General features: G+C 39.6%; 20 protein-coding genes and 1 riboswitch. Of the genes, 2 read left to right on the plus strand and 18 right to left on the minus strand.

All coding sequences use genetic code 11. The features are described 5' to 3' along the window. Positions 1-94 precede the first annotated feature (94 nt). From NYE63_RS18275 to NYE63_RS18290, 4 genes are read right to left on the minus strand one after another with little or no spacing between them, the layout of a single operon-like run. A complete protein-coding gene (locus tag NYE63_RS18275; protein WP_342602191.1) occupies positions 95-913 on the minus strand; it encodes a LysM peptidoglycan-binding domain-containing protein in 819 nt (272 codons plus the stop codon). Continuing rightward, positions 891-1,517 (minus strand): CPBP family intramembrane glutamic endopeptidase, encoded by a 627-nt coding sequence (locus tag NYE63_RS18280; protein ID WP_342602192.1) that lies wholly within the window; start codon positions 1,515-1,517, stop codon positions 891-893. The genes NYE63_RS18275 and NYE63_RS18280 overlap by 23 nt, the downstream gene beginning before the upstream one ends. Next, entirely contained in the window at positions 1,507-3,012 is a 1,506-nt protein-coding gene (locus tag NYE63_RS18285; RefSeq protein ID WP_342602193.1) for an ATP-dependent DNA helicase RecQ, read from the minus strand. Before NYE63_RS18285 ends, NYE63_RS18280 begins: the two co-directional genes overlap by 11 nt. After that, complete coding sequence (locus NYE63_RS18290; RefSeq protein ID WP_342602194.1) at positions 3,012-4,076, minus strand: helix-turn-helix domain-containing protein; 1,065 nt, start codon at positions 4,074-4,076, stop codon at positions 3,012-3,014. The genes NYE63_RS18285 and NYE63_RS18290 overlap by 1 nt, the downstream gene beginning before the upstream one ends. Before the next feature lie 289 nt (positions 4,077-4,365). Between NYE63_RS18290 and NYE63_RS18295 the strand changes: the two genes are divergently transcribed. Beyond that, on the plus strand, positions 4,366-4,614 hold the full coding sequence (locus tag NYE63_RS18295) for a ferredoxin (protein ID WP_034308087.1): 249 nt from the start codon (positions 4,366-4,368) through the stop codon (positions 4,612-4,614). 140 nt (positions 4,615-4,754) lie between these two features. Here the strand turns inward: NYE63_RS18295 and NYE63_RS18300 are convergent, their stop codons facing one another. Continuing rightward, positions 4,755-5,336, minus strand: coding sequence for an ECF transporter S component (locus NYE63_RS18300; RefSeq protein WP_063233170.1), 582 nt, complete (start codon positions 5,334-5,336; stop codon positions 4,755-4,757). Positions 5,337-5,500: 164 nt separating this feature from the next. Next, positions 5,501-5,637: riboswitch (FMN riboswitch) on the minus strand. A 339-nt stretch (positions 5,638-5,976) separates the two neighbouring features. Here NYE63_RS18300 and serA point away from each other — a divergent pair. Next, positions 5,977-7,551 carry a phosphoglycerate dehydrogenase gene (serA, locus tag NYE63_RS18305; RefSeq protein ID WP_342602195.1) on the plus strand — a complete coding sequence of 525 codons (1,575 nt, stop codon included), beginning with the start codon at positions 5,977-5,979 and terminating at the stop codon, positions 7,549-7,551. Positions 7,552-7,653: 102 nt separating this feature from the next. Here the strand turns inward: serA and NYE63_RS18310 are convergent, their stop codons facing one another. From NYE63_RS18310 to ahpC, 13 genes are all read right to left on the minus strand, one after another. After that, positions 7,654-8,877, minus strand: a complete 1,224-nt coding sequence (locus NYE63_RS18310; RefSeq protein WP_342602196.1) for a hypothetical protein — start codon at positions 8,875-8,877, stop codon at positions 7,654-7,656. Then, the gene (sigX, locus tag NYE63_RS18315) at positions 8,843-9,403 is read right to left on the minus strand and encodes an RNA polymerase sigma factor SigX (RefSeq protein ID WP_342605819.1); all 561 of its coding nucleotides are present in this window, start codon (positions 9,401-9,403) and stop codon (positions 8,843-8,845) included. The genes NYE63_RS18310 and sigX overlap by 35 nt, the downstream gene beginning before the upstream one ends. Before the next feature lie 217 nt (positions 9,404-9,620). Then, positions 9,621-11,414, minus strand: a complete 1,794-nt coding sequence (locus NYE63_RS18320; RefSeq protein ID WP_342605820.1) for an ATP-binding protein — start codon at positions 11,412-11,414, stop codon at positions 9,621-9,623. Then, on the minus strand, positions 11,411-12,127 hold the full coding sequence (locus tag NYE63_RS18325) for a response regulator transcription factor (RefSeq protein WP_342602197.1): 717 nt from the start codon (positions 12,125-12,127) through the stop codon (positions 11,411-11,413). Before NYE63_RS18325 ends, NYE63_RS18320 begins: the two co-directional genes overlap by 4 nt. 295 nt (positions 12,128-12,422) lie before the next feature. Further along, complete coding sequence (ccsB, locus tag NYE63_RS18330; RefSeq protein ID WP_342602198.1) at positions 12,423-13,601, minus strand: c-type cytochrome biogenesis protein CcsB; 1,179 nt, start codon at positions 13,599-13,601, stop codon at positions 12,423-12,425. Further along, positions 13,594-15,243, minus strand: a complete 1,650-nt coding sequence (locus NYE63_RS18335) for a cytochrome c biogenesis protein ResB (RefSeq protein ID WP_342602199.1) — start codon at positions 15,241-15,243, stop codon at positions 13,594-13,596. Before NYE63_RS18335 ends, ccsB begins: the two co-directional genes overlap by 8 nt. An 18-nt stretch (positions 15,244-15,261) precedes the next feature. Next, the gene (gene resA / locus NYE63_RS18340) at positions 15,262-15,792 is read right to left on the minus strand and encodes a thiol-disulfide oxidoreductase ResA (protein WP_144478468.1); all 531 of its coding nucleotides are present in this window, start codon (positions 15,790-15,792) and stop codon (positions 15,262-15,264) included. Positions 15,793-16,000: 208 nt separating this feature from the next. Then, positions 16,001-16,741, minus strand: a complete 741-nt coding sequence (gene rluB, locus NYE63_RS18345) for a 23S rRNA pseudouridine(2605) synthase RluB (RefSeq protein ID WP_342602200.1) — start codon at positions 16,739-16,741, stop codon at positions 16,001-16,003. Between the two features lie 313 nt (positions 16,742-17,054). Beyond that, positions 17,055-17,591, minus strand: coding sequence for a spore maturation protein (locus tag NYE63_RS18350; protein WP_342605821.1), 537 nt, complete (start codon positions 17,589-17,591; stop codon positions 17,055-17,057). Between the two features lie 4 nt (positions 17,592-17,595). Beyond that, positions 17,596-18,189 (minus strand): nucleoside recognition domain-containing protein, encoded by a 594-nt coding sequence (locus NYE63_RS18355; protein WP_342602201.1) that lies wholly within the window; start codon positions 18,187-18,189, stop codon positions 17,596-17,598. Beyond that, positions 18,182-19,342, minus strand: coding sequence for a D-alanyl-D-alanine carboxypeptidase family protein (locus tag NYE63_RS18360; protein ID WP_342602202.1), 1,161 nt, complete (start codon positions 19,340-19,342; stop codon positions 18,182-18,184). The genes NYE63_RS18355 and NYE63_RS18360 overlap by 8 nt, the downstream gene beginning before the upstream one ends. Before the next feature lie 155 nt (positions 19,343-19,497). Next, positions 19,498-21,144 (minus strand): FAD-dependent oxidoreductase, encoded by a 1,647-nt coding sequence (locus NYE63_RS18365; RefSeq protein WP_342602203.1) that lies wholly within the window; start codon positions 21,142-21,144, stop codon positions 19,498-19,500. A gap of 177 nt (positions 21,145-21,321) precedes the next feature. Beyond that, positions 21,322-21,885 (minus strand): alkyl hydroperoxide reductase subunit C, encoded by a 564-nt coding sequence (gene ahpC / locus NYE63_RS18370; RefSeq protein WP_063233159.1) that lies wholly within the window; start codon positions 21,883-21,885, stop codon positions 21,322-21,324. Positions 21,886-22,274: the final 389 nt, after the last annotated feature.

Here is a 22,274-nt window from a genome sequence, read left to right on the forward strand (position 1 = left end):
AAAATGATAAAGTACATATCACGTTTGCCTTGATACTGAACCAAGTCAAACAATTAAAAAACACCCTGCCTATAATAAAGACAGAGTGCCATCGTTATTTCTTGATCGGAATTTTCAATACCTGACCTTTGGAAATTTCATTGCCATTCAGCCCATTCCACTCCCTGATCAGAGCAATCCCTTCCTGTGATTTGTAGTAATTCATGGAAATGCGAAATAATGTTTCTTCACCTTGAACAGTATGTAAGACAACTTTATAACTCTCTTTATCCGATTTCGCTGTTTGAACATTCTCGGCAGCCTTTTTCTTTTCTGCTGCTGCCTTCTTTGCTTTTTCGTCAGCTATTTGCTGTGCTTTGGCTTTTTCCTCAGCTTCTTGCTCCGCTTTGGCCTTTTCTTCAGCTTCTTGCTCCGCTTTGGCCTTTTCTTCAGCTTCTCGCTCCGCTTTGGCCTTTTCCTCAGCTTCTTGCTCCGCTTTGGCCTTTTCTTCAGCTTCTTGCTCCGCTTTGGCCTTTTCTTCAGCTTCTTGCTCCGCTTTAGCTTTAGCCTCAGCTTCTTCTTTTTCTTTCTCAGTTCCAGCCTTTACCGATTCTTTTTCCTTTAAATCATCTGCCGTTGCTGTAGTTGGAATCGATTCTTTATCTTCAAAGACGACTTGGTCACTTTTCGTATTAGGTACAGGCCTATCCTGCAGATATGTATAAAGAGTGTAAAATCCAATTGGAAGTAAAATAAAAAATAACGCTAATAATTGTATCATCGGGAACTTAATCTTCACTTTACTTTTTTTCTTTTTATTCTGGTGGACTTTGCTCCGCTTGGGCAATGATGACTTAGCCTTCTGACGTTCAATTCGCGAACGAAGTTCACCAGCCTGATCGTTTTCTTTTTCATTCTTTTGTACTCGGCTCATTCAAGTCACCCCCTTTCTTGCTAAACCCTCTTTGTTTTTTGTTCCTGATTAAAATACCAAGGATAAAGTCAATCAAAAAGTGGGCCGTTATCGTCACGATGATATTATTAGTCATTTCAAATAGAAAACCGATAAAGAAGCTCAAAACCAAAACATTTAAAAATAAAAACCAATTAAAAAGGTAACGATAATGAACGGCTGCAAAAATGAGGCTGGTAAGTAGCAAACCAAAATGTGTTTGCAACACTCCACGGAATAATACTTCTTCACTTATCGCTACCACTAAAGCTACGACAAAAATCATCGGGTATGACAAATTACTGAAAATGCGTTCGTTAATTCCACCATCATCCTGATAGGAAGATGGCGTCACTTTCATAAGCAATAAGTCAATTAACACGACAATGACTCCAGCGGGAATTCCAATCAGTAAAATGTTCAGGTCATCAAAGATAAATAAGTCGAAAAAAGCAGAACGGTCTTTAAATAAAATAATACCTAAAAAGATGGCTAACGTTAAGAGAATAATTTGTGTAAGAAATAAATTATATAGCAACTGTTTATTTGTAAGTTGTTTAATTATTTCAGCTTGTTTATTTTTCATTGCCATTTTCCTTTTTTAATAAGATATAAGCCAATTCCTTTTTCCACGTGGTAAAGGAATTGACCGGATCCACCTTGACCTCCGGCCATACATCAGCCATTTTTTCGGCATTCATCCCACAGATATCACAGCAGATGGGGTTTACTTCCCGATGCTTTTCTCCAAAGTAGTCCAGTATCCCTAAACGGCGACATTCCTGTGCATATATCCAGTGAAGGAATTTATGTAGCTTTTCTTGATTCCTGGATTTTCTCTCTTGACAATACTCTTTCATCTCTGCCACTTGTTGTAAGTTATTGCCCGTAATAAATTGAGTAAAAAAACGTAGCTGGATTTCGTTCAACGAAAAGGATTGAGACAGCTGTTCTTTTTCTGAGAGGGTCAAATTCACCGGAATTTTTTGTGATGCATTAAGGAAAGTACATACACCTTCTATTTGCGAATCCGTAGGCAGCTGTTGCTCCATCAAATGAAGGGGGAGTCCTTCATCCCCTTCGCTATATAATAAGACAGCCACACTTTGCTTCCGATCCCGTCCCGCCCTGCCTATCTCCTGAAGATATGCTTCCATCGTCGATGGGAGGTGAAAATGTATAACATATCTGACATCAGATTTATTCACACCCATTCCAAAAGCACTTGTTGCACATATAATTTTTAACTGGCCGGAAATGAATTGCTGCTGAATGAGCATTCTTTGTTCCTGTTCCATTCCACCGTGATAATAATTGACACTATCGATCCCGTTTTCCTGTAAAAACCCAGTGACCGATTCAGCCACTTTTTTAGAGGAAAAATAAATAATCCCGCTTCCGGTAAATTTCCTGACAAGCTCCAGCACACGGGCTAGCTTCTCATCATAGCTGAACATTCGCTCGACAATAATTGCAATATTTTCCCGATCAACAGATGAAACTGTTTCCTTGACCTGCCCAATGTTAAGTTTACCAACGATGTCCCTCCGGACCTCATCGGTTGCAGTTGCTGTCAAGGCAAGAGTCAACGGATTGTTCAATTCACGCCTCACTTCTCCTAAATTCAAATAATCCGGTCGGAAGTCATACCCCCATTGTGAGATGCAGTGTGCTTCATCTATGACGAACAAACCTATTTCTATGGATTTTAAGGATTTTATCACACCATCCAGGCTTAGCATTTCAGGAGATAAAAAGATAAAACGATAACTATTTAACCGGTCGAAAGCTTTCCTTTTTTGATTTAGCGTCAAAAAAGAGTTGAGCGTCAATACACTTTTTTCGCCACTCATCTTCAGTTGATCTGCCTGATCCTGCATTAATGATAATAACGGGGAGACAATTAAGACGGTCTTATTTAAAAGATAAGCCGGCAGCTGGTAACATAATGATTTACCTGATCCGGTCGGTAGCATCGCTAAAGTATGACGGCCGGACATCAATGATTCAACCACTTCCTTTTGTCCAGGACGGAATTCATCAAATCCGAATTTTTCTTTGAGGACTCTTTCTATATTCATCATCCATCACCTATTTTCGCAAGTACAAGTCTTATTTGGAAAAAGCTTATCTGTTTATTATCGACCATCTGCTTGATTGCTTTAAGCTTTTTCGTTCCAAGTTCCTTAATAGCTACATCAATTTCCCTCTCATCCTCGATAGTCACATAATCTGAAATCGGAAAACTCTTGTCCGATAAAACAATTTCTACGAGGTGATCTTCAATGGTGTTGACTTTCAATCTACGGATTTCAGATATTTCGCCCAAATTTTTCCCTTCCTGGATGTATCGTAAAGTAGTCTGTGTAGATTGTGTCAAATGAGGATTCCCGCTTCTTTTCCAATCATTGGTTAATGTGGACAAGAGAGGGTAATCCTTTCCCGTTTCCATTTCTGCAAGCATTTGATGCAATGAGTCAAGGAATGTATAGCGAACATACTCTTCTTCTACATCTTTCCTTTTTGCAATCTGTTCAAATGTAAGTCCAATCCTGTTTATTCCGGTTAATTTCAAAATGAAAATGTCTCGTTTCATTTCACTTTGATTTTCTAAAAGGGATATCAGTTCATCATATAGATGTTGAGCAATCAAGGCTCGATCCTGACGATTAGCATGTAAAAATTCCTTTACGAAGATTTGGATTTTGGGATTTCGTTGTATCGGATAAAAACGTCTTTCATTGTGGACAATATGGGATATGGTTTGAATGAGTAAGTTTAACCTCCCCCAGAAAACCGGGGTGATATTGTGATACTTCCAACCATTTATATACGTCGGAAATGGATTATTATTAAAGTAATCGACTAACATTCCCTCACCTTGCATACTAATTTCATATGCATCTGATTTATCCGTTAAATTAATCAAGTCATGCTTAAGTAAATGTTCAATGTTTTGATTTAATTGCTGACGGGTAAATCGAGGTATTGTCCCAAAAATATCCGTTAACCCGAATAAATGGGCATCCTGGATTGTTTGTGACGATTTCTTTCCCTGCAGCATATGGTATATAGCATAAATGGAACGTTCGCCTTGAAATTTTTTTATTGCATATAGAATGATGGCCTGTAGATAATTATTCATGGGACTCACATCCTTGTTTCATTTAACCAATAAACCCATTGTAACAAAAAACTGCAAAAATCGCCGTTATTATTGCTGAATACAAGGGCAATTATGTGACTAAATGACGAATCAAGGAAAGAACAAAGTTAATTATTTCAATGTTTTTTGTTGACATTCCGCTACTGATAGTCATTATCAATACAATTTCTATTGAAAAGTTTGGCATTCGGTCTTACAATAAGAAAGAGATAATAATCTGAAATAAAAAGATTATCAGTTGTTAATCAACTTAGGAGGGGTTATATTCATGGCTAAATTTACTATTGTGGATAAAGAAACATGCATAGCTTGTGGAGCTTGCGGAGCAGCGGCACCAGATATATATGATTACGATGACGAAGGGATTGCATTTGTTACCCTTGACGATAATGAAGGAATCGTTGAAATTCCAGATGTACTTATAGATGACATGATGGATGCATTTGAAGGATGCCCAACGGATTCTATTAAAGTTGCTGACGAGGCATTTGATGGAGATGCACTAAAGTTCGAATAGAGGTACAAGCCATTTTCAATCGAGAATGGCTTTTCTTTTTGCCAAAGTCGCATTACATGCTCTCATACCAAAATTAATTAGAAATAAAAAACAACCGAATATGAATATCCGGTTGTTTTTTATTTCTATCGTAAATGCCATTAAGCATTTTTATATAATGTTTGCTTATTGATCCATGTCTGTAATTTAATGAACAGCAACATGAATACAGATGTGATGAGCACGCCTTTTATCACGTTGAAAGGCAATATTGCCGTCGTAACGAACTTTCTTGACTCGGGTGCCGACATTGCATCCCATCCCATAAAGAAGGTATAAGCCGGTAAGAAGACAAAATAGTTTAAAACACTCATAAATACTGCCATGGAAACTGTCCCCGCAAGTAAAGCGAACGTCATCCCTTTTTTTGAATTGATTTTCTGAAATACATAATAAGTTGGCAAGACAAACAGTATTCCGGCTATAAAGTTAGCGATATGCCCCACAGGTACAGCAGTCAAGGTCCCTGTCATGACTAAATCCAATAGGTTTTTAATGAACTCGACTAGAATTCCTGCCATCGGACCGAAAATCAATGCCGCCATCAGTGCTGGTATGTCGCTAAAATCAACATTGAGAAAAGGCGGGAATCCTGGAAACGGGAAATTTAAAAGCATCAATAAATAAGAAATGCTTCCCATCATGGCAAGTGTGACCGTTTTTTTCACTTTGTTCTTTTTCATAGTTCTCTCTCCTTCTTTTCCGATCTACCTGAAAAAGAGGTTAGGGTTCCAAAATATGTTGATGCTCAATAAAAAACCTTTAATTCCAATAGAATTAAAGGGATAAATTAAAGGTTACATCAAACAAACGTTCAGCAAATAACTGTTGAAACGCACTCAGGAACCTCCATCTTCTCCCATCCAGACTATACTGTCGGCTTTGGAATCACACCAAATCCTGCCTTGTAAGGCTCGCGGGCTTAGAAGAAGAAATTCCTTCATCACCGCCGGTGGGGAATTGCGCCCCGCCCCGAAGATAGACCTATAAAATTTTTTATACTTCCCATTATATCTGAAATTCCTTTTTTTTGATAGCATTTTTTCTCAGTTGATGCTTTTAGGATGAATATCGATCGTCACAGTGAATGGCTTAAAACACATAGCGGTATACTAATTGACAATTCTAAATAATGAAAATTATTTTTTGTATTACGTAAACGAAGACGAATCCTTTTATATCACGGCATTAAACAATTGATATGATGATAATTATTTTATTAAGCGCTTACATCCAGATAAGCCAAATTGACATAACAAGCTTTCCAATTGTAAAATTAACTGAAATTTAAGATAATTCTTTTCCCTAGGAAGGTGTTTAGACGTGTATCGGATTTTAGTAGCAGACGCCATTAAACCAGAAGGACTTGGACCGCTATCAGAGGCATCCAATATTCATCTCATTCAGAAGACCGTAGAGGAAGCTGCAAACGAACTTGATCAAATCGATGCAATTCTTGTGAGAAGTGCGACGAAGGTTTCGGAAGATTTAATGAATCGTATGCCGCAGTTAAAAATTATAGCACGCGCTGGTGTCGGTGTTGATAACATAGACATCCCTGCGGCAACAAAACGCGGGGTTGTCGTGGTTAATGCACCTGACGGCAATACTATTTCAACAGCTGAACATACATTCGCCATGATGGCTTCATTAATGCGCCACATTCCGCAAGCTTATGCTTCACTGAAAAATGGGGAGTGGAAACGTTCTTCATATACGGGAACTGAACTTCGTGGTAAAACATTAGGTATAGTTGGCTTTGGACGTATTGGAGGGGAAATTGCCAAACGTGCTAAAGTGTTTGGCATGAATGTCATTGTCTATGATCCGTTCCTGACTGTCGATCGTGCAAAGAAAATGTCCGTAACGGCCCTGCCATTAGATGAATTGCTTCCTAAAGCAGACATCATTACTGTTCATACACCACTAACGAATGAAACTAGAGGATTAATCAATAAAGAAAAACTGCTTACCTGTAAAAAAGGGGTTTATGTACTGAACTGCGCCCGTGGTGGAATTCTAGACGAAGATGATTTATATGAAATGTTAGTTGAAGGACATGTTGCAGGGGCTGCACTGGACGTTTTCGTCGAAGAACCTCCAATTGGCCATAAACTCCTTGAACTGGATAGCGTCATTGCTACACCGCATCTAGGTGCTTCCACAAAAGAAGCCCAATTAAATGTTGCCGTACAGGTTGCCCAAGAAGTATTGACCTATTTCGAAGGGAATCCAGTCTCAAGTTCAATCAACCTTCCAGCCATATCTAAAGAAGTGTTTGAAAAATTACAGCCATTCTATCAACTTGTTCAGCAAATGGGATCCATTGCTTCTCAGTGCATGAATGAAGGTATTCAGGAAATCTCCGTTACGTATGCAGGGGAATCATTGGATTTCGATACAGCGATTCTTACAAAAAGTCTAATCTCTGGCTTTTTCAGATCAAGAGTTGATGCATCAGTCAATGAAGTGAACGCCTTGTTGATCGCAAAAGAGCGTGGCATAACCGTTGGTGAAAAAATCTCTGCGGACTCTTTAGGTTACTCGAATTTGATCAGCCTTAAAGTAAAAGGTGACAACCGTGAATTAACAATCAGTGGGACCTATATCGAAAATTACGGTTCTCGGATTGTAAGTTTGAATGGTTTCAAAATCGACTTTCATCCAGAATCGAATTTACTTTATATCCAGCATACCGATAAACCTGGTGTAATCGGTAACGTAGGTAAGGTCTTAGGTGATCACGGAGTGAATATCGCCACCATGCAGGTTGGCCGAAAAGAAGCTGGCGGGGAAGCCATCATGGTTTTGAGCTTTGATTTACCATTAGAAGACAACATGAAACAATTTTTAATGGAAACAGAAGAAATTACATTCATGGCCCGTATTTCATTATAAGAAGAAAAAAGTGCCCGTAAGCGCGGGCACTTTTTCTATGAATGCAAGGGGCTTTTTCCAACCATTGACAGGGTGTTTACAACGCACCATCATATAGTTGCATCAATTCACTTGGTTCGGTGCTTTGGGCACCAATATATCTTCTGTTAAATTCAGCTGGCCAACCTCTTCAATAGGAGCATTTTCAAACTTCACTTTTTCAAAACCAAAATCCTTAGCTATGAAGAGTATGGCTTCTAATGCTTGAAGGGATTCCTCATTATTTTCAATGGCAGCTTGATCTGATAATTGAATGATCACAAGATCTCCATCAGAGCTTATCCTTTTCCATTTCAGGTCATGCGGGATTGCAGGTGAAATCCCCTCGATGTCCGCCTCCCCTTTTCCAGCTTGCAGCGCCTCCTCAAAGTCCTGATAACCCATATTGCTTGGAACAAGGAAACTTGGGGAAGTCTCATCCCTTTGGTATAGAAGGTATGTGCGATTTTTTTGATGAGGTATATCCTCTTCCTTTAAATATCCCGCATGCGCAAACATGGCACCCTGCTTACCACCTGTAGAAAATGTCATTTTCTCTATATTGGTATAGGAAAGCGTTTCCTCCATCGAATGGAGAAAAAGGGTATCTTCGTCCAATAATTGGCTTTTTTCTTGAAAATCAATATTAGCAGTGGTCATATCGTTTCCTTGGCTAATCTTTATATCAAGCGGAAAATAATCAGATAGCCCATATTGCTCCTCATCGATTTCGGACATTTGATTAACTAACTGATTCAGTGTATCACTTTCGTCATAATGTTTGAGTTTAATTGAAATGGGAACGATGAAATTCATTTGATCATCTGGGACACCCATCGTAATGATTGATGCATTTTTAAGGTCATCTTGATAGATTGCTTGTGCAAATGTTTTTTCCTTTCCCCTTTTTCGAGGTTCCATTTCTGTAACCTTGTCTTTAGATTCGATTTCTGCTTGCTTACTCGAAAACTCTTGATTATACTGTTTATCTTCTGAAGGATTTTCTTTCTTACTTGCATCCTGCCGTTCAAAATCTGCCATTTCCTTATTTTCAGATATGGATAATTTCCCACTACTGCCGCTGCCCTCTTGACTTGTCGTTCCTTTTTTTTCAATAATTATCGAAGATCCCAAAACAACCATTAAGAATAAGGAGGCAACACCCGCAATTAGAGGTATCCAGTGTTTCTTTCTCTTCTTTTCATGTATTCTCGCAAACACCTCTGCTCTGGTTCGGTCATCTTTTAATTTCGGAAGCTCGCGTAGCATGTCTTCAATTTCGTTTTCTTTCCAACGGGTTCTTCTCAATGCGGTGGCCCTCCTTTCCTGATAATTCTTCCATCAACTTTTTGATAGCCTTCAAAGCACGGTGCTGGGTCGTTTTCACCTTACTTTCACTCCAATTCAATACTTCAGCAGTTTCCGTAATGGACAATCCCTGAATATATCGTAAAATGATGACGGATCTTTGATCGACGGTGCACCGGTTTAAGCATTGATAAATATCTTGGATTTCATCGTTCATGATAGCCACTTCTTCGGGAATGGGCTCTTTATCTATTATCAATTGCCTATCCCAATCAAAGTTAGGAAAGATTTTGTCTTTCCACCCTTTTTGTTTCCGAAAGTAATCTATCGTCACATTTCTTGCAATCGAATACATCCACGTTTTTTCACTGCTTTTTCCTTCGAAGCGTTCATAGGCCTTCATCACCCGGATATAGACCTCCTGAACAAGGTCTTCAGCCGTTTCTCGATTTTTAGTCATATAAAAAATGAATTGATATATTTCCTGATGATATTTTTCATAAAGATCGTGGAAAACGGAATCCATCATTTCCCCACATCCGTTCATAAATATAGTCGTCAATCCTAAATAAAAGTTACATACCTCGGCTTCAATCTTATTATAACATTCCGTTAATTTCCACTTAACAAAGACTTCGTATCTTGTATCCTAAAAAAAACAAAGACAAGTTGGAAAGAAATCCAATTGCCTTTGTCTTCTCAGTTCCTTATGAAACAAGATTTTTTGGCATGCCACCCGTCATTCATTCAGCATTTTCCATAATTCGAGGCAGAATAAAACTGAACGTCGTCCCTTTATTAGGTAAACTGTTTACCGAAATGTAGCCATCATGGGCATTGATTATATTTTTTACGATTGCCAAACCCAATCCGGTACCCGAACGGCCGCGGGTCCTTGCTTTATCCGCTTTATAAAACCTCTCGAATACAAAAGGTAAATCTTCTTCGGGAATTCCAGATCCTGAATCCCTCACATCAATGATCAGACCCCTTCGATCACTTGTCCTCTGAATGACATCAATGTTACCGCCTGGAGGTGTATGACGAATCGCATTATCAATTAAATTGGTCAAAACCTGTTCGATACGGTCGGGATCGAAATGCCATTCGATTTGATTGTCTTGCAGACTGGCTGATATTGTAATCCCTTTTTCTTTGGCTAACCCGGAAAACTTACTTGTAATCCTCTTTAAATAAGGCGAAATAGGTACACATTCATAGCTAAGGTTCATTTTACCCGATTCCAATTTAGCTAGATCGAGGAGATCATTGACTAAACGTCCCATTCTCAAAGACTCATCATAGATGATGCGGGCCATTTCCACCTTTTCCTCTTCACTGCTCGCAATGTCATCCACGATCGCTTCACTATAACCTTGTAACATTGAAATCGGCGTTCTTAACTCATGAGAGACATTCGCTATGAAATCCGTCCTAAGTTTGTCCATACGCCGTTCATCACTCATATCCCGTATGATGGCCACCGCTCCGCGAATATTGTCGGCATTTGTATATAGCGGACTGACAATAAATCCCCAATCACGGCCCTGCAAGGTGATTTCACCGACTTGCTCCTTATCGAAGGACTCTGATTCATCAAATAGATTCATCAAAACCAAGGGGACATTCACGTCATCTTCCCGGTTAAAGCCCTTTTCAAAGTACCAGGATTGCAGAAACCTTTCCGCTGGCGGATTCGTTTCCAGAATTGTGCCATCTTTATTGAAGGTAATGACCCCATCAGCCATACTGCTAAGGATGCTTGAGAGATGTTCCTTTTCCTGACTAAGTGCATTCATATTGAATTTCAGTTGCTTCCTCATCTGATTAAACGCTATGGCCAGCTCACCGATCTCATCTTGAGTCAGAATCGGGACCTTCGTATCAAATTTCCCCCGGGCAATCGCTAGTGCTGCTTCCCTCATCTTCACCAATGGGGCATTGATTCTTGTAGATAAAAAGAAAGCAAAAATCGTTGTCAAAATAATGGCGATGCCCGCTGCCAATAAAATGAACTGTGTAGTGGATTTTGTGGTTTCTTCCATGGACTCCAACGATTGAAATAGGAAAACTTCATCCTGTTCCCCGTTCAATTCAAGTGGAATGCCTACAACGATTGCGGATAATTCCCCGTTACCTGCATCATCGGATAGTGCCATTTCCTTTTTTACAGTCTTTCTTTCCGTAAAAACCTTGAGCAATTCAGAATCATTTTTAATGGATTCCGGCGTGATTTCAAACTCATTATCTCCCCCGATGGATGAGAATACCATTTTGTCATCATTAAGAATGATCATTTTTGTTTCGTTGCCTATTAATTCCGAAGCTATTTGTAAAACCTCGTTGCTGGATCCCTGATGTTCATTGGTTACCTTAATGATTTGTTCAGCCGTTTTGGTTAAATCATTTTCAATATTTTCAATTTGGAAATTCTCAAAGAATTCGACCAGCAGTACGGTTAAAACGATTAATACAAACGACACGAGCAAAAGGATCGTTGCCCATAGCTTCCCTACAACACTACCCCATAGCATCAGTCATTAATGACTTCGAACTTGTAACCTACACCCCAAACGGTGACAATCATCTTGGCTGCGTTTTCGGATATGCGGTTTAATTTTTCACGTAAGCGTTTAACATGCGTGTCAACAGTTCGAAGATCTCCAAAGAATTCATAGTGCCAAACTTCTTTTAACAATTGCTCCCGATCGAAAACCTTATCTGGGGATTTCGCCAAGAAATATAATAATTCATATTCTTTTGGTGTTAATGAAACTTCTTTGTTATCAGCAAGTACACGGTGTGCATCATTATCTATGGTTAGATGCGAGAAGACGATCACATCTTTTGCCGTCGTTTCCGTCTGCATGTAACTTGTGCTTGAAGATCGACGTAATAAAGCTTTAACCCTTAATACGACTTCACGAGGACTGAACGGCTTCACGATATAATCATCGGTCCCCACTTCGAACCCTTGTACGCGGTTCACTTCTTCCCCTTTAGCAGTCAGCATGATAATCGGTGTCGTTTTCTTTTCCCTTAATTCACGGCAAACTTCGATTCCATCTTTACCAGGCATCATAATATCCAATAAAATTAAATCATAATCATTTTCAAGGGCTTTCGATAAAGCCATATCTCCATTTTCAGCTTCATCGATTATGTATTCTTCCCTTTCCAAATACATTTTTAGCAGCCGGCGGATTCTTTCTTCATCATCCACCACGAGAATTTTAATAGCATTATACATTATGTAATCAGCCTCCTATCATATATTCTACAAAATGAAAACTTCCATGACTAATAATTTTTCCTTACAAAGTACGATAAAGGGCCATTTTCACATAGCTTCCATGAACCTTTCACCATTTTGTCACAAAAAAAGACTTCGACCGTTCACTAAGAGTTCATACATGCTATTTCACCTAAATATTATTATTAAAGGGAGTGACGGAAAAAGGGATCATTCTCTAGAAAAATCGATAAACCAACTCCTCGACGTTTCTATCAAAAGACCCCCTTCATCTAAATATTACAATACAGAATCAAGCATATGAATGCAAACCAGCAATAACAAGATTAACGAATATCAAGTTAAACATTATGATGGCAAAACCGATGACGGCAAGCCAAGCTGATTTTTCCCCTTGCCACCCCTTTGACATGCGCAGATGCAAGAAAGCCGCATAAAACAGCCAAGTAACCAGTGCCCAGACCTCTTTCGGATCCCAGCCCCAGAATCGTGTCCAGGCCACTTGAGCCCAGATCATTGCAAAAATGAGAGCACCGAGTGTAAAGATCGGAAAACCGATAAGGACAGAACGATAACTAATCTCGTCCAATAAATTCAAATTCACATTTTTAACGATCGGTTTAATCAATGCTGCCACTCTTTTGCGAGCAATCAACCTTATTAGACCATACAGGACGAGTCCCATACCGACTGACCAAAGTACAGTATTCAGTTTCTTGGCATTGATCAGTGCAGGCATGTCCACCAGTGGTTCAAATCGATCCGTCTCGATAAGTTTCCCTTCATTGGGACCTACCAATGCCGGTAGGTTGAATTCCTGTTTGACCTCGGCACCTTTTTTATCGACCCAATCAAAATTCGCCTTATAATCCATGGCAGCAAAAGAAGAAGTGCTGATGACGAAACCGATGGTGCAGACTAATATGAACATAATGACTTCAAGCCAGAACGTTCTTTTGCTTGATTGTGTCTGATCGACAAATTTGATTAAATAAATGATGGCAGTAACGAAACTTATGGCAAGGATCGACTGTCCTGCCGCTGCAGTCGTTACATGAATATGAAGCCAATCACTCTGCAAAGCAGGAATGAGTGGCGAAATTTCTGTAGGGAACATACTTGCGTATGCGATTATCAATAACGCAATCGGTAAAGCGAATAGCCCAAGGGCAGGTGTTTTATAAAGAAAATAAATTAATATGAAAGCACCGACCAGCATCATTCCGAAAAAGGTCGTAAATTCAAACAGGTTACTTACCGGGGCATGGCCCGCAGCAATCCATCTAGTGATGAAATACCCAATTTGCGCCGCAAAACCGAGAATGGTGATCAAAATGCCCAGTTTAGCCCATCTGTTTTGTTTCTTTTCCTCCTCTCCGCGTTTATCCTTGATCGATCCCCCAAATAAAAAGGTAGCGATCAGATATAATAAGAAAGCTGCATATAAAAAGTTACTGCTTAATTCAGCCATTTAAAACTTCCCCCTTACTAGAAGATTTCTCCTCTTCAAGTTGATCCATTGGTTCGGAAAGTGATGTTGATTCTATCGCTTGTTTTATATCTCTTTTAATACCGTGCCAGTTTTTGTTTGTATGGCCGGCCATTAATATCTCATCATCTTTCCTCTTAATCCATATACGCCGGTGATTCCAATAAGACCCTTGGACAACGCCGATCATGAAAATGATACCACCCGTGAATAGGATCCAAAGCGTTAAATCCTTCCTGACGGTCAAAGCCGTGACATCTTGGGTTTCCACACCATTAAAAGCCATTTTATAAGTGTTTTCCCCTAAAGGCTCCACAGTCTCCTTAATCGCTACGAAACTGACTTCACCCTCTGGCTTATCCGGAGTATGCATTTTAAAGATAAATGCTGGATTATTCGGAATTTTCGATATCGTTCTAGGTTCGCCTTTTTCATCGAACTCGAAATCGGGGAAGTAACTGATCAAGTCAACGGAATATCCTTCTTTCAACTCGTATTTCTTTTGAGGATTATTCAAATCAACCTTTAAGCTTCCATATTTCTCTTCGGTTTTTTTATTTATCAAATTAAAAGACATCGTACTGAGCTCATCTAGTTTATAGTCTACTTGGTAGAGGGCATAATGATCATGTTTCAGAGGTTCATTGACTTTGATTTTATAATCTTTAAGCTTATCAAGGTCCACTTTTTCCCCTGGTAAGGTTTCTCCCTTGCGCTCATACAACGTAACATCGGATTGATAGGTTTTTGCGATCGTTCCGGTTTTATCAATTGCAGCACTGTACTGCTCATCTTCTTCATTCTCTTTGTCATACACTTCTAAGGTAAATTCATTATTCTGGAGGTAATATTCACCATTTGTACCCGGGATTTCTTTTCTCTCGCCTTCACGCAGCCAAAGTACTTTGTCGATATACATCCCAGGGACGGAACGCAATAATGCTCCAATTAAGAAAATGATAAGTCCAATATGGTTTACATAGGGTCCCCAACGTGAAAAACGACCCTTTTCGGCAAGTATATGACCGTTTTCCTCACGTATATGATAACGCTGCCTTTTTAGGCTATCCTTTACTTCTTCAAGGTTTATATCTTGGTCTTCAAGCTTTGTCACCCCATAAATCCGCTGACGTTTCATGAAACCGTCATGACGTGTGACCCCTTGTTTTTTTAACGATCGATATAATGGAAAGAACCGATCGATACTGGCAATCAATAGTGATATGCCAAGCATGCCTATGATAATCAAATACCACCATGAACTATACAAGTTATGAAACCCAAGTTCATAATACAACGTACCGAACCAGCCGTATTCCTGTTCATAATGCTCTGCAGGCGTCGCTGTTGAAGGGATGTACATTTCCTGAGGTAAAATCGTCCCGATAGCTGAAGCGATCAAAGCAATGACAATAAGCGTCACCCCTACCTTAACGGAAGAAAAGAAGTTCCATATTTTATCGATGATCGTTTTTTTATATGTTTGTGAACGCCTGGCACTTCCTTCATATCTCATATCAATAAGCTTGTTTTCTTTTTCGTTACCAAGCACCATCCCGCATTTCCCACAAATCTTTGTGCCAAACGGATTTATATGACCACAATCGCATTTTACTTCTTTCATGTCAAAAACTCCCCAATATTATGGTTTAATTCTCTCCATATGCTTTTGGATGCTCTCTTCTGTCAAAGCCCCGGTGATGATATCTATCACTTTCCCCTCTTTATCAACCAAAAAGGTGACAGGCAATATATCCACGCGATAAGCATTTTCCACTTCCCTACCTTTATCAATCATGACAGGAAAGGTTAGATCATGCTTTGTAATGAAATTATTGACAGCATAGTCAGATTCCCCGACATTAACCGCCAATATCTCAACGCCCTGATCTTTAAAGTTTTTATATTGATTTTCCATATAAGGCATTTCATATTCACACGGCTTGCAATATGTACCCCAAAAATTCAGGAAGACGCCTTTTCCCTTGTAATCGGAAAGTTTATGCTCTTTGCCTTCCATATCAGTCAAGACGAAATTGGGTGCATCGGATCCTTTTCTCAGGCTTTCATTCTTATCTTTAGTGAAGTTTGTATAAAGGGCAAACACTAAAGCTGCACCTAAAAGCAGGAGAATGATGGTTCTGCTAATTAGGCGTCGCTTCTTTTTATCCATAGAAATCCTCCTAATGCCACACTAAATTTAACCATACCATTATACCATTTAACGCCATGTCCTTTTTATTTACATTTCTGAAGGTTTTGTGACATTCTTTCCCGATTCATGAAAGAAAAGGTATTTACAGGTTGTTTTCCACCACCTATTCTTCCAGGGGAAGAATGGGGTAGTGGTTTCAACCTATTAATACAGGAAAAATTCTTACTTACATTCTCCGCTGTTTAGGTTCAGTCGTTGCTAAAGTCCGCATTAATTTAACTTCATGTGGAGTCAGCTCCCGGGAATCTCCTGCTGTTAAACCGTCCAAGGTCAAGAAACCATATTGTTCCCTCTTCAATTTAATGACGGGATGGCCAATTGCTTCGAACATCCGGCGGACTTGCCTGTTCCTGCCTTCATGTATTGTGATCTCAACTATCGCCGTTTCCTTTTTTTTGTCGGTAGACAATACCCTTGTCTTGGCTGGTGCAGTCTTGCCATCCTCCAACTTGATACCTTTATCCAACTTTTTCAAACTTTCACGCAAAGGCATCCCTTTCACTTTTGCCACATACACTTTATCCACTTCATGCTTCGGATGCATTAACGTGTTTGCAAATTCCCCGTCATTGGTTAAAATCAACAAGCCCGAAGTATCGTAATCCAAGCGGCCAACCGGATAAATCCGTTCATTAATGTAAGGGAAAAAGTCCGTTACGACTTTTCTATTCTTATCATCAGAAACTGCCGAAATGACGCCACGCGGTTTATAAAATACGAAATAAACCGGGGCTTCTTTTTCAAGCGGGACTTCATTAACCTCAACCTTATCATTAGGCCCAACTTTCACACCTAATTCCTTCACTACTTTGCCGTTCACTTTTACCTTACCTTCTAAAATCAACTCTTCTGCTTTACGGCGGGAAGCCAGTCCAGCATGTGCTATAACCTTTTGTAATCGTTCCATCTATCTTCACCCCATAGTATAATCATTCGTTTGTTATTGTCTATACATACACAATCATACAATTATTACATATTGAGAGGCAAAAACAAAAGGTTTTTCGCGATTAAGAGCTTTTCTTTTATTATTACACCAATAATGGGACGGTTAAATGGGTTGGTTTCCATAATGAGTGTAACATAGCTTATTTTTCCATACAAAAAAATGTTTCTTTTAGATGAAAGTTTGAATCCGCTTAAAAATGGAGAGCTTAACATAGCGATTGTTTAAGAAAAAAGACAAAAAAAAAGAAATGGAATCGCCCATTTCCCTACCTTTAATTCATGCCGAAAACCAGTGTGACGACGATAACGGCAGCTATGATTCCGATCAAGTCCGCCAAAAGACCGACCTTAAGGGCATCTCCCATTTTTTTGATCCCGACTGCTCCAAAATAAACGGTCAATACATAGAAGGTGGTATCCGTACTTCCCTGAATCGTGGCAGCCAAGCGCCCAATAAAGGAATCCGGCCCATAAACAGATATCAGGTCGCTGGTTATTCCTAAAGCGGCTGTTCCGGATATTGGTCTAATAATCGCAAGGGGTAAAACCTCAGACGGAAAATGAAGAAGGGAAAGCAAGGGGTTCAGTGATTGTACAATGAAATCCAAGGCCCCTGATGCCCTAAATACTGAAATCGCCACAAGCATCCCTACCAGGAAAGGGATGAGTGAAAAAGACATGCTGATTCCCTCTTTCCCCCCCTCAACGAAGGTCTCATAGGTGGGGACTCTTTTCAATGTGCCGTACAGTAATATACAGAGGATCAAAATCGGTATCATCCAAATTGAAATGGTGGTCATCCAGTGCAACATCCTATTCCCTCCCGTTCCTCTTTCTCCTGTAATAAAAATATCGATCTATCGCGATTCCTCCAACGGCAGAAATGGCCGTTGCTATAATGGTCGGAAAAACGATGTCCGTCGGGGAGTGGGAATCGTAATTCATCCGAATCGCAATGACAGTAGTTGGAATCAACGTTACGCTTGATGTATTGATTGCTAAAAAAGTGACCATCGAGCGGCTGACCGTTGCTTTTCCTCCATTTAGTTTCTTTAGCTGTTCCATGGCTTTTATACCAAGAGGCGTAGCTGCATTCCCCAATCCAAATGTGTTTGCCATCATATTGGAAAGTATATAACCCATAGCGGGATGATTAGCAGGCACTTCAGGGAATAGCCATCTCATGAACGGTTTAAACAAGTTGGATAGTTTATCTAACAGCCCCGATTCCTCCGCTATTTTCATCAAACCTAACCAAAAGACAAGTATGCTCATCAGTCCCAGGCAAAGAGTGACCGCTTCCTTTGCGCTGACAAATAGAGCTTCATTCACCTGATCCATCGTCCCATTAATCATGCCAAAGACAATACCGATCACAAACATACCGACCCAAATGTAATTAACCATTGCGTCCGATTCCCAATACCGCTTCAAATACATCAGCCCATGAAGATTGGAATGATTGTTGCTTGAAGCTTTCTTTTGATTCCCCATAAAAAATCGAACGCGTACCTATTTTCTTACCATCGAGATATATGGATGCTCTGCCGACCACTTCCGGGATCTTCCTTTTATCTTTCCAAGCCTTCTGGGGCTTCAACAATTTCATTTTCACATTGACCAATTCTCTCTCTTCTTTTGTTAGTGGGTACGAAAAATCATTTTTAATGTAAACATGTCCTTTATATATTTTATTTTCCATATTTTTCACCATGCCTTCAGGTAAAATTTCTGTCGGCTTGTAATCCTTAAAGGCTGATTCGTACATTTGTATATGATCATTCCAATCATCCGGACCATTCAATGTCACAGCAATCAGGTCATGCTCGTTTTTTGTTGCCGTCGTGACCAAGGTCCGTTTTGCTAGTTTGGTATACCCTGTTTTCCCCCCTGTGCAATACTCATATAATTGTGTAAGCAGGCGATTTTTGTTTTTCCATACATAATCCCATTGTTCTGTGGAATTAGGTGCCCTGTGTTCCTTTGTGCCGGAAATCTTTACATACGTTTCATTTTGCATGGCATAACGAGTGAGTATGGCCATATCATATGCGGTTGAATAATGGTTCTTCGTATTATCCAAACCATGTGGATTTGAAAAATGGGTATTTTTCATCCCGATTTCTTCCGCCTTTTGATTCATCATCCAGACGAACCCATCCAGGCTTCCGCCAACCTTTTCACTGATTGCGACTGCTGCATCATTACCTGAACGAAGCATCAAGCCATAAACCAAATCTTCGAGCTTAATTCTTTCTCCTTCTTTTAAATAAAGGGAAGAGCCCTCCGTCCCGAAGGCATTGCTGCTTACCTTCACTGTTTCATCCATTTGTCCCGATTCAATAGCCAAGATAGCCGTCATTATTTTCGTAATGCTTGCTATGCGATTCTTTTCATGGGCATTCACTTCATAAATGACCCTTCCGCTATCCTCATCCATTAAAATTGCACTATGGGCACTTACGGATACATTTGCTTTGGCGCTTTGTACAGGTGCCATAAAAGACAACAGGAGAATGACGATACACAAACTTGATAACCCTTTATATGGAAAACGCATGAGTGCCCCCTCGTCTCTATACTTGTTTTTGTACAAGTTTATGCAAAGGGACAAGGGTTATGAATAAAAGAATGTAACCCTCCATGATATCTACTGATTTTCATGGGCATAAAAAAATCGATAGGAGGACATGCCCCTATCGATTTAGTGTTCTATCATACTAATAATGCAGCGATTTCATCAATTTTCTTAGCTCCGAATACCACTTCTTCATCATTGATGATCATGGCCGGCACGCTCATGACTTTATATTTCTTCTTGATTTCCTGGAAATTGCTTATATCGACCATTTCAGCTTCAACGTTAGGGTTTTCAATCGCTATGCGCTGCGCACCCACTACAACATCTGGACAGTAGTGGCATGCCAATGAAACCATAACCTTAATGTTCGCTTTTTTACTGATTCCCTTAATTGAATTCAGTACGACTGAATCCAATGCTTGACCAGGTCCCGCCAGGTTATAGATAGCCAAAATGAAGGAATTCAACTCATGGCCGCCTGGTACACCGTGGTATTTGACGCCACTGTATTCACCATTCGCATTTAAGAGGGAAACGACAGGGAACTTATCTGCATTGATTTTTTCTTCAATTTCCGTATTTTCCCCCTTGTTGTATAACTCAAGATGAAGCTTATCTCCTAATTCCGCAACATCCAACAAGAAGTCTCGCAATTCGACTGATTTTGGCAAACTTTCATCGACGATGGACACCAATGTAACGTCGCTCTCCATCTTGCCGAAGATTCCCTTTAATTGGCCACGTAACGCATCACTTAATAAAGCGCTCTTGCCTGCTGGGACAGCGGCCTGTTCTTTTTTCGCCGGTTTTTCAACTTCAGGTTCATCTTTGATTCCTAGGCGATCTTTTTCTTCTTCAATATATTTACCGGCATCCGTTGCTGCAATCGCTCCATCAGATACAGCTGTGATAATCTGGCGTAAGGATTTTGGCCTTAGGTCGCCCGCCGCATATACACCATTCACATTAGTCTTCATATCATCATCGGTTAAAATGTAACCTGCATGATCCATTTCGATATGGCCCTTGAAAATCTCTGTTTTCGGCTCGTAACCTATGAAAACGAATACTCCAAACGTATTGTCTTCTTCCTTAGCCTTATATTCAAATTCTTCTTTAGTCGCGTTATTGATGAAACGTGCACTTTGAATCATCCCGTCCCCATATACCCCAAGGATTTCCGTATTGAATTTCACTTCAATCTTATCATTTGCCATTACTTTATCAACAATGGACGGGGCACACGAGAAGTTTGATTCTCGGGCGATGATTGTAACTTTTGTAGCAAAGCGTGTCAGGAATATTGCTTCTTCAGCGGCTGCATATCCTGCCCCGATAACGAAAACTTCCAATCCTTCAAAGAATTCACCATCACATGTTGAACAATAAGCTACACCGCGGCCAGTAAATTCCTCTTCACCTGGAAATCCTAGTGTTCTTGGAGAAGCACCCGTTGCAATGATGACCGCGCGTGCATGGTAGGCCCCGCCAAGGGTTTTAACGACTTTCACCTCACCGGAGAAATCCACGCCCGTTACATCTGCTTTGGCGAATTCAACGCCAAAATCTTCGTTTTGAAGCTTCATTTCTTCAACCAACCTAGGGCCCGATATATGACGGATACCAGGATAATTGGCTATTTCCGACGTAGTTGCAGCTTGTCCGCCGCCAGTTCCTTTTTCAAGAATTATTGTTTTTAACTTAGCTCTTCCTGCATAAACGCCGGCTGAGAGGCCAGCAGGTCCGCCACCAATAATTAATAAATCATATATTTTTTTCATCTTTTGTGCTCCTTGCTGAATGATAATACGTGCTAAACTGATTATTTTTGAAAAACAAAAGGCACTTATTTTAGTAAGTGCCTTTTGTCATAAGATCTTGTAGTAGGAATTGTCCCAGTAATCGTAATCAATGCTGGGTATGTCCATTACCTGTGGAAATGGACCATCCCATTAAAATTAAAGTTTACCTACAAGGTCTAGGCTTGGTTCAAGAGTAGCTTCACCTGGAGTCCATTTTGCAGGGCAAACTTTATCTCCATGTTCCGCTACGAATTGTGCAGCTTGAACTTTTCTTACAAGTTCTTCAGCATTACGGCCAATTCCTAGGTCATTAATTTCGTATGCTTTAATTTGTCCTTCTGGATTTACGATGAAAGTTCCACGTAGAGCCAATCCATCTTCTTCAATCAATACACCGAATTGACGGGATAAAACGTTTGCTGGGTCAGCTAACATTGGATATTGGATTTTACCGATTGTATCAGTAGCATCAGCCCATCCTTTGTGGCTGAAATGAGTATCTGTTGAAACTGAGTAAACTTCACAACCAATTTCCTTGAATGTTTCATAGTTATCTTGAAGATCAGCTAATTCAGTTGGACATACGAAAGAGAAGTCAGCTGGGTAGAAAAAGAATACTGCCCATTTTCCTTTAACATCTTCAAGTGTAACTTCTTTGAATTCTCCTGCATGGTAAGCTTGTACTTTAAAATCTTCAACTTGTTTATTGATCAATGACATAATAAATTCCTCCAATAGCTATTTTTTTATCTGCTCCTGTTTATAATAATTATTAAATAGAAACTAGTCAATAAATATACCTTAATAATTTTTAAGTTCACAAATTGGTCACAGTTTTTATATTGATATAAATTAATTATTTTTAAAAACCCATAGTACTTAAAAGTAGCATTTTTAAAACATTTCCAATGTTATTTCAAGGATTTAAATAAGACACATGCTCATTATTTCGTGAGATGATATCATCTCCTTTTCAATCTAATTATAATATCCAAATGAGAATCATAAGTCGCTTTCAAATAAAATTTGCTGCTCCCTCTTCATACCTTTCCCATATTTTGCCTAAAAAATTCTTGATACAAAATTTCAGGCAAAAAAAAACGAAACTT

This window comes from Peribacillus sp. FSL E2-0159 (assembly GCF_038643155.1).
GTDB classification, from domain to species: Bacteria; Bacillota; Bacilli; order Bacillales; family DSM-1321; genus Peribacillus; species Peribacillus simplex.

Excerpts from the sequence above, each read along its gene's own strand:
- resA (WP_144478468.1), bottom strand. The coding sequence starts at position 15,792 with ATGGATAAAAAGAAGCGACGCCTAATTAGCAGAACCATCATTCTCCTG.
- NYE63_RS18335 (WP_342602199.1), bottom strand. The coding sequence starts at position 15,243 with ATGAAAGAAGTAAAATGCGATTGTGGTCATATAAATCCGTTTGGCACA.
- ccsB (WP_342602198.1), bottom strand. The coding sequence starts at position 13,601 with ATGGCTGAATTAAGCAGTAACTTTTTATATGCAGCTTTCTTATTATAT.
- NYE63_RS18295 (WP_034308087.1), top strand. The coding sequence starts at position 4,366 with ATGGCTAAATTTACTATTGTGGATAAAGAAACATGCATAGCTTGTGGA.
- NYE63_RS18300 (WP_063233170.1), bottom strand. The coding sequence starts at position 5,336 with ATGAAAAAGAACAAAGTGAAAAAAACGGTCACACTTGCCATGATGGGA.
- NYE63_RS18290 (WP_342602194.1), bottom strand. The coding sequence starts at position 4,076 with ATGAATAATTATCTACAGGCCATCATTCTATATGCAATAAAAAAATTT.
- NYE63_RS18275 (WP_342602191.1), bottom strand. The coding sequence starts at position 913 with ATGAGCCGAGTACAAAAGAATGAAAAAGAAAACGATCAGGCTGGTGAA.
- NYE63_RS18365 (WP_342602203.1), bottom strand. The coding sequence starts at position 21,144 with ATGAAAAAAATATATGATTTATTAATTATTGGTGGCGGACCTGCTGGC.
- rluB (WP_342602200.1), bottom strand. The coding sequence starts at position 16,741 with ATGGAACGATTACAAAAGGTTATAGCACATGCTGGACTGGCTTCCCGC.
- NYE63_RS18285 (WP_342602193.1), bottom strand. The coding sequence starts at position 3,012 with ATGAATATAGAAAGAGTCCTCAAAGAAAAATTCGGATTTGATGAATTC.
- ahpC (WP_063233159.1), bottom strand. The coding sequence starts at position 21,885 with ATGTCATTGATCAATAAACAAGTTGAAGATTTTAAAGTACAAGCTTAC.
- NYE63_RS18355 (WP_342602201.1), bottom strand. The coding sequence starts at position 18,189 with ATGGTTAATTACATTTGGGTCGGTATGTTTGTGATCGGTATTGTCTTT.
- NYE63_RS18360 (WP_342602202.1), bottom strand. The coding sequence starts at position 19,342 with ATGCGTTTTCCATATAAAGGGTTATCAAGTTTGTGTATCGTCATTCTC.
- sigX (WP_342605819.1), bottom strand. The coding sequence starts at position 9,403 with ATGGATTCCGTTTTCCACGATCTTTATGAAAAATATCATCAGGAAATA.
- NYE63_RS18280 (WP_342602192.1), bottom strand. The coding sequence starts at position 1,517 with ATGAAAAATAAACAAGCTGAAATAATTAAACAACTTACAAATAAACAG.
- NYE63_RS18325 (WP_342602197.1), bottom strand. The coding sequence starts at position 12,127 with ATGTATAATGCTATTAAAATTCTCGTGGTGGATGATGAAGAAAGAATC.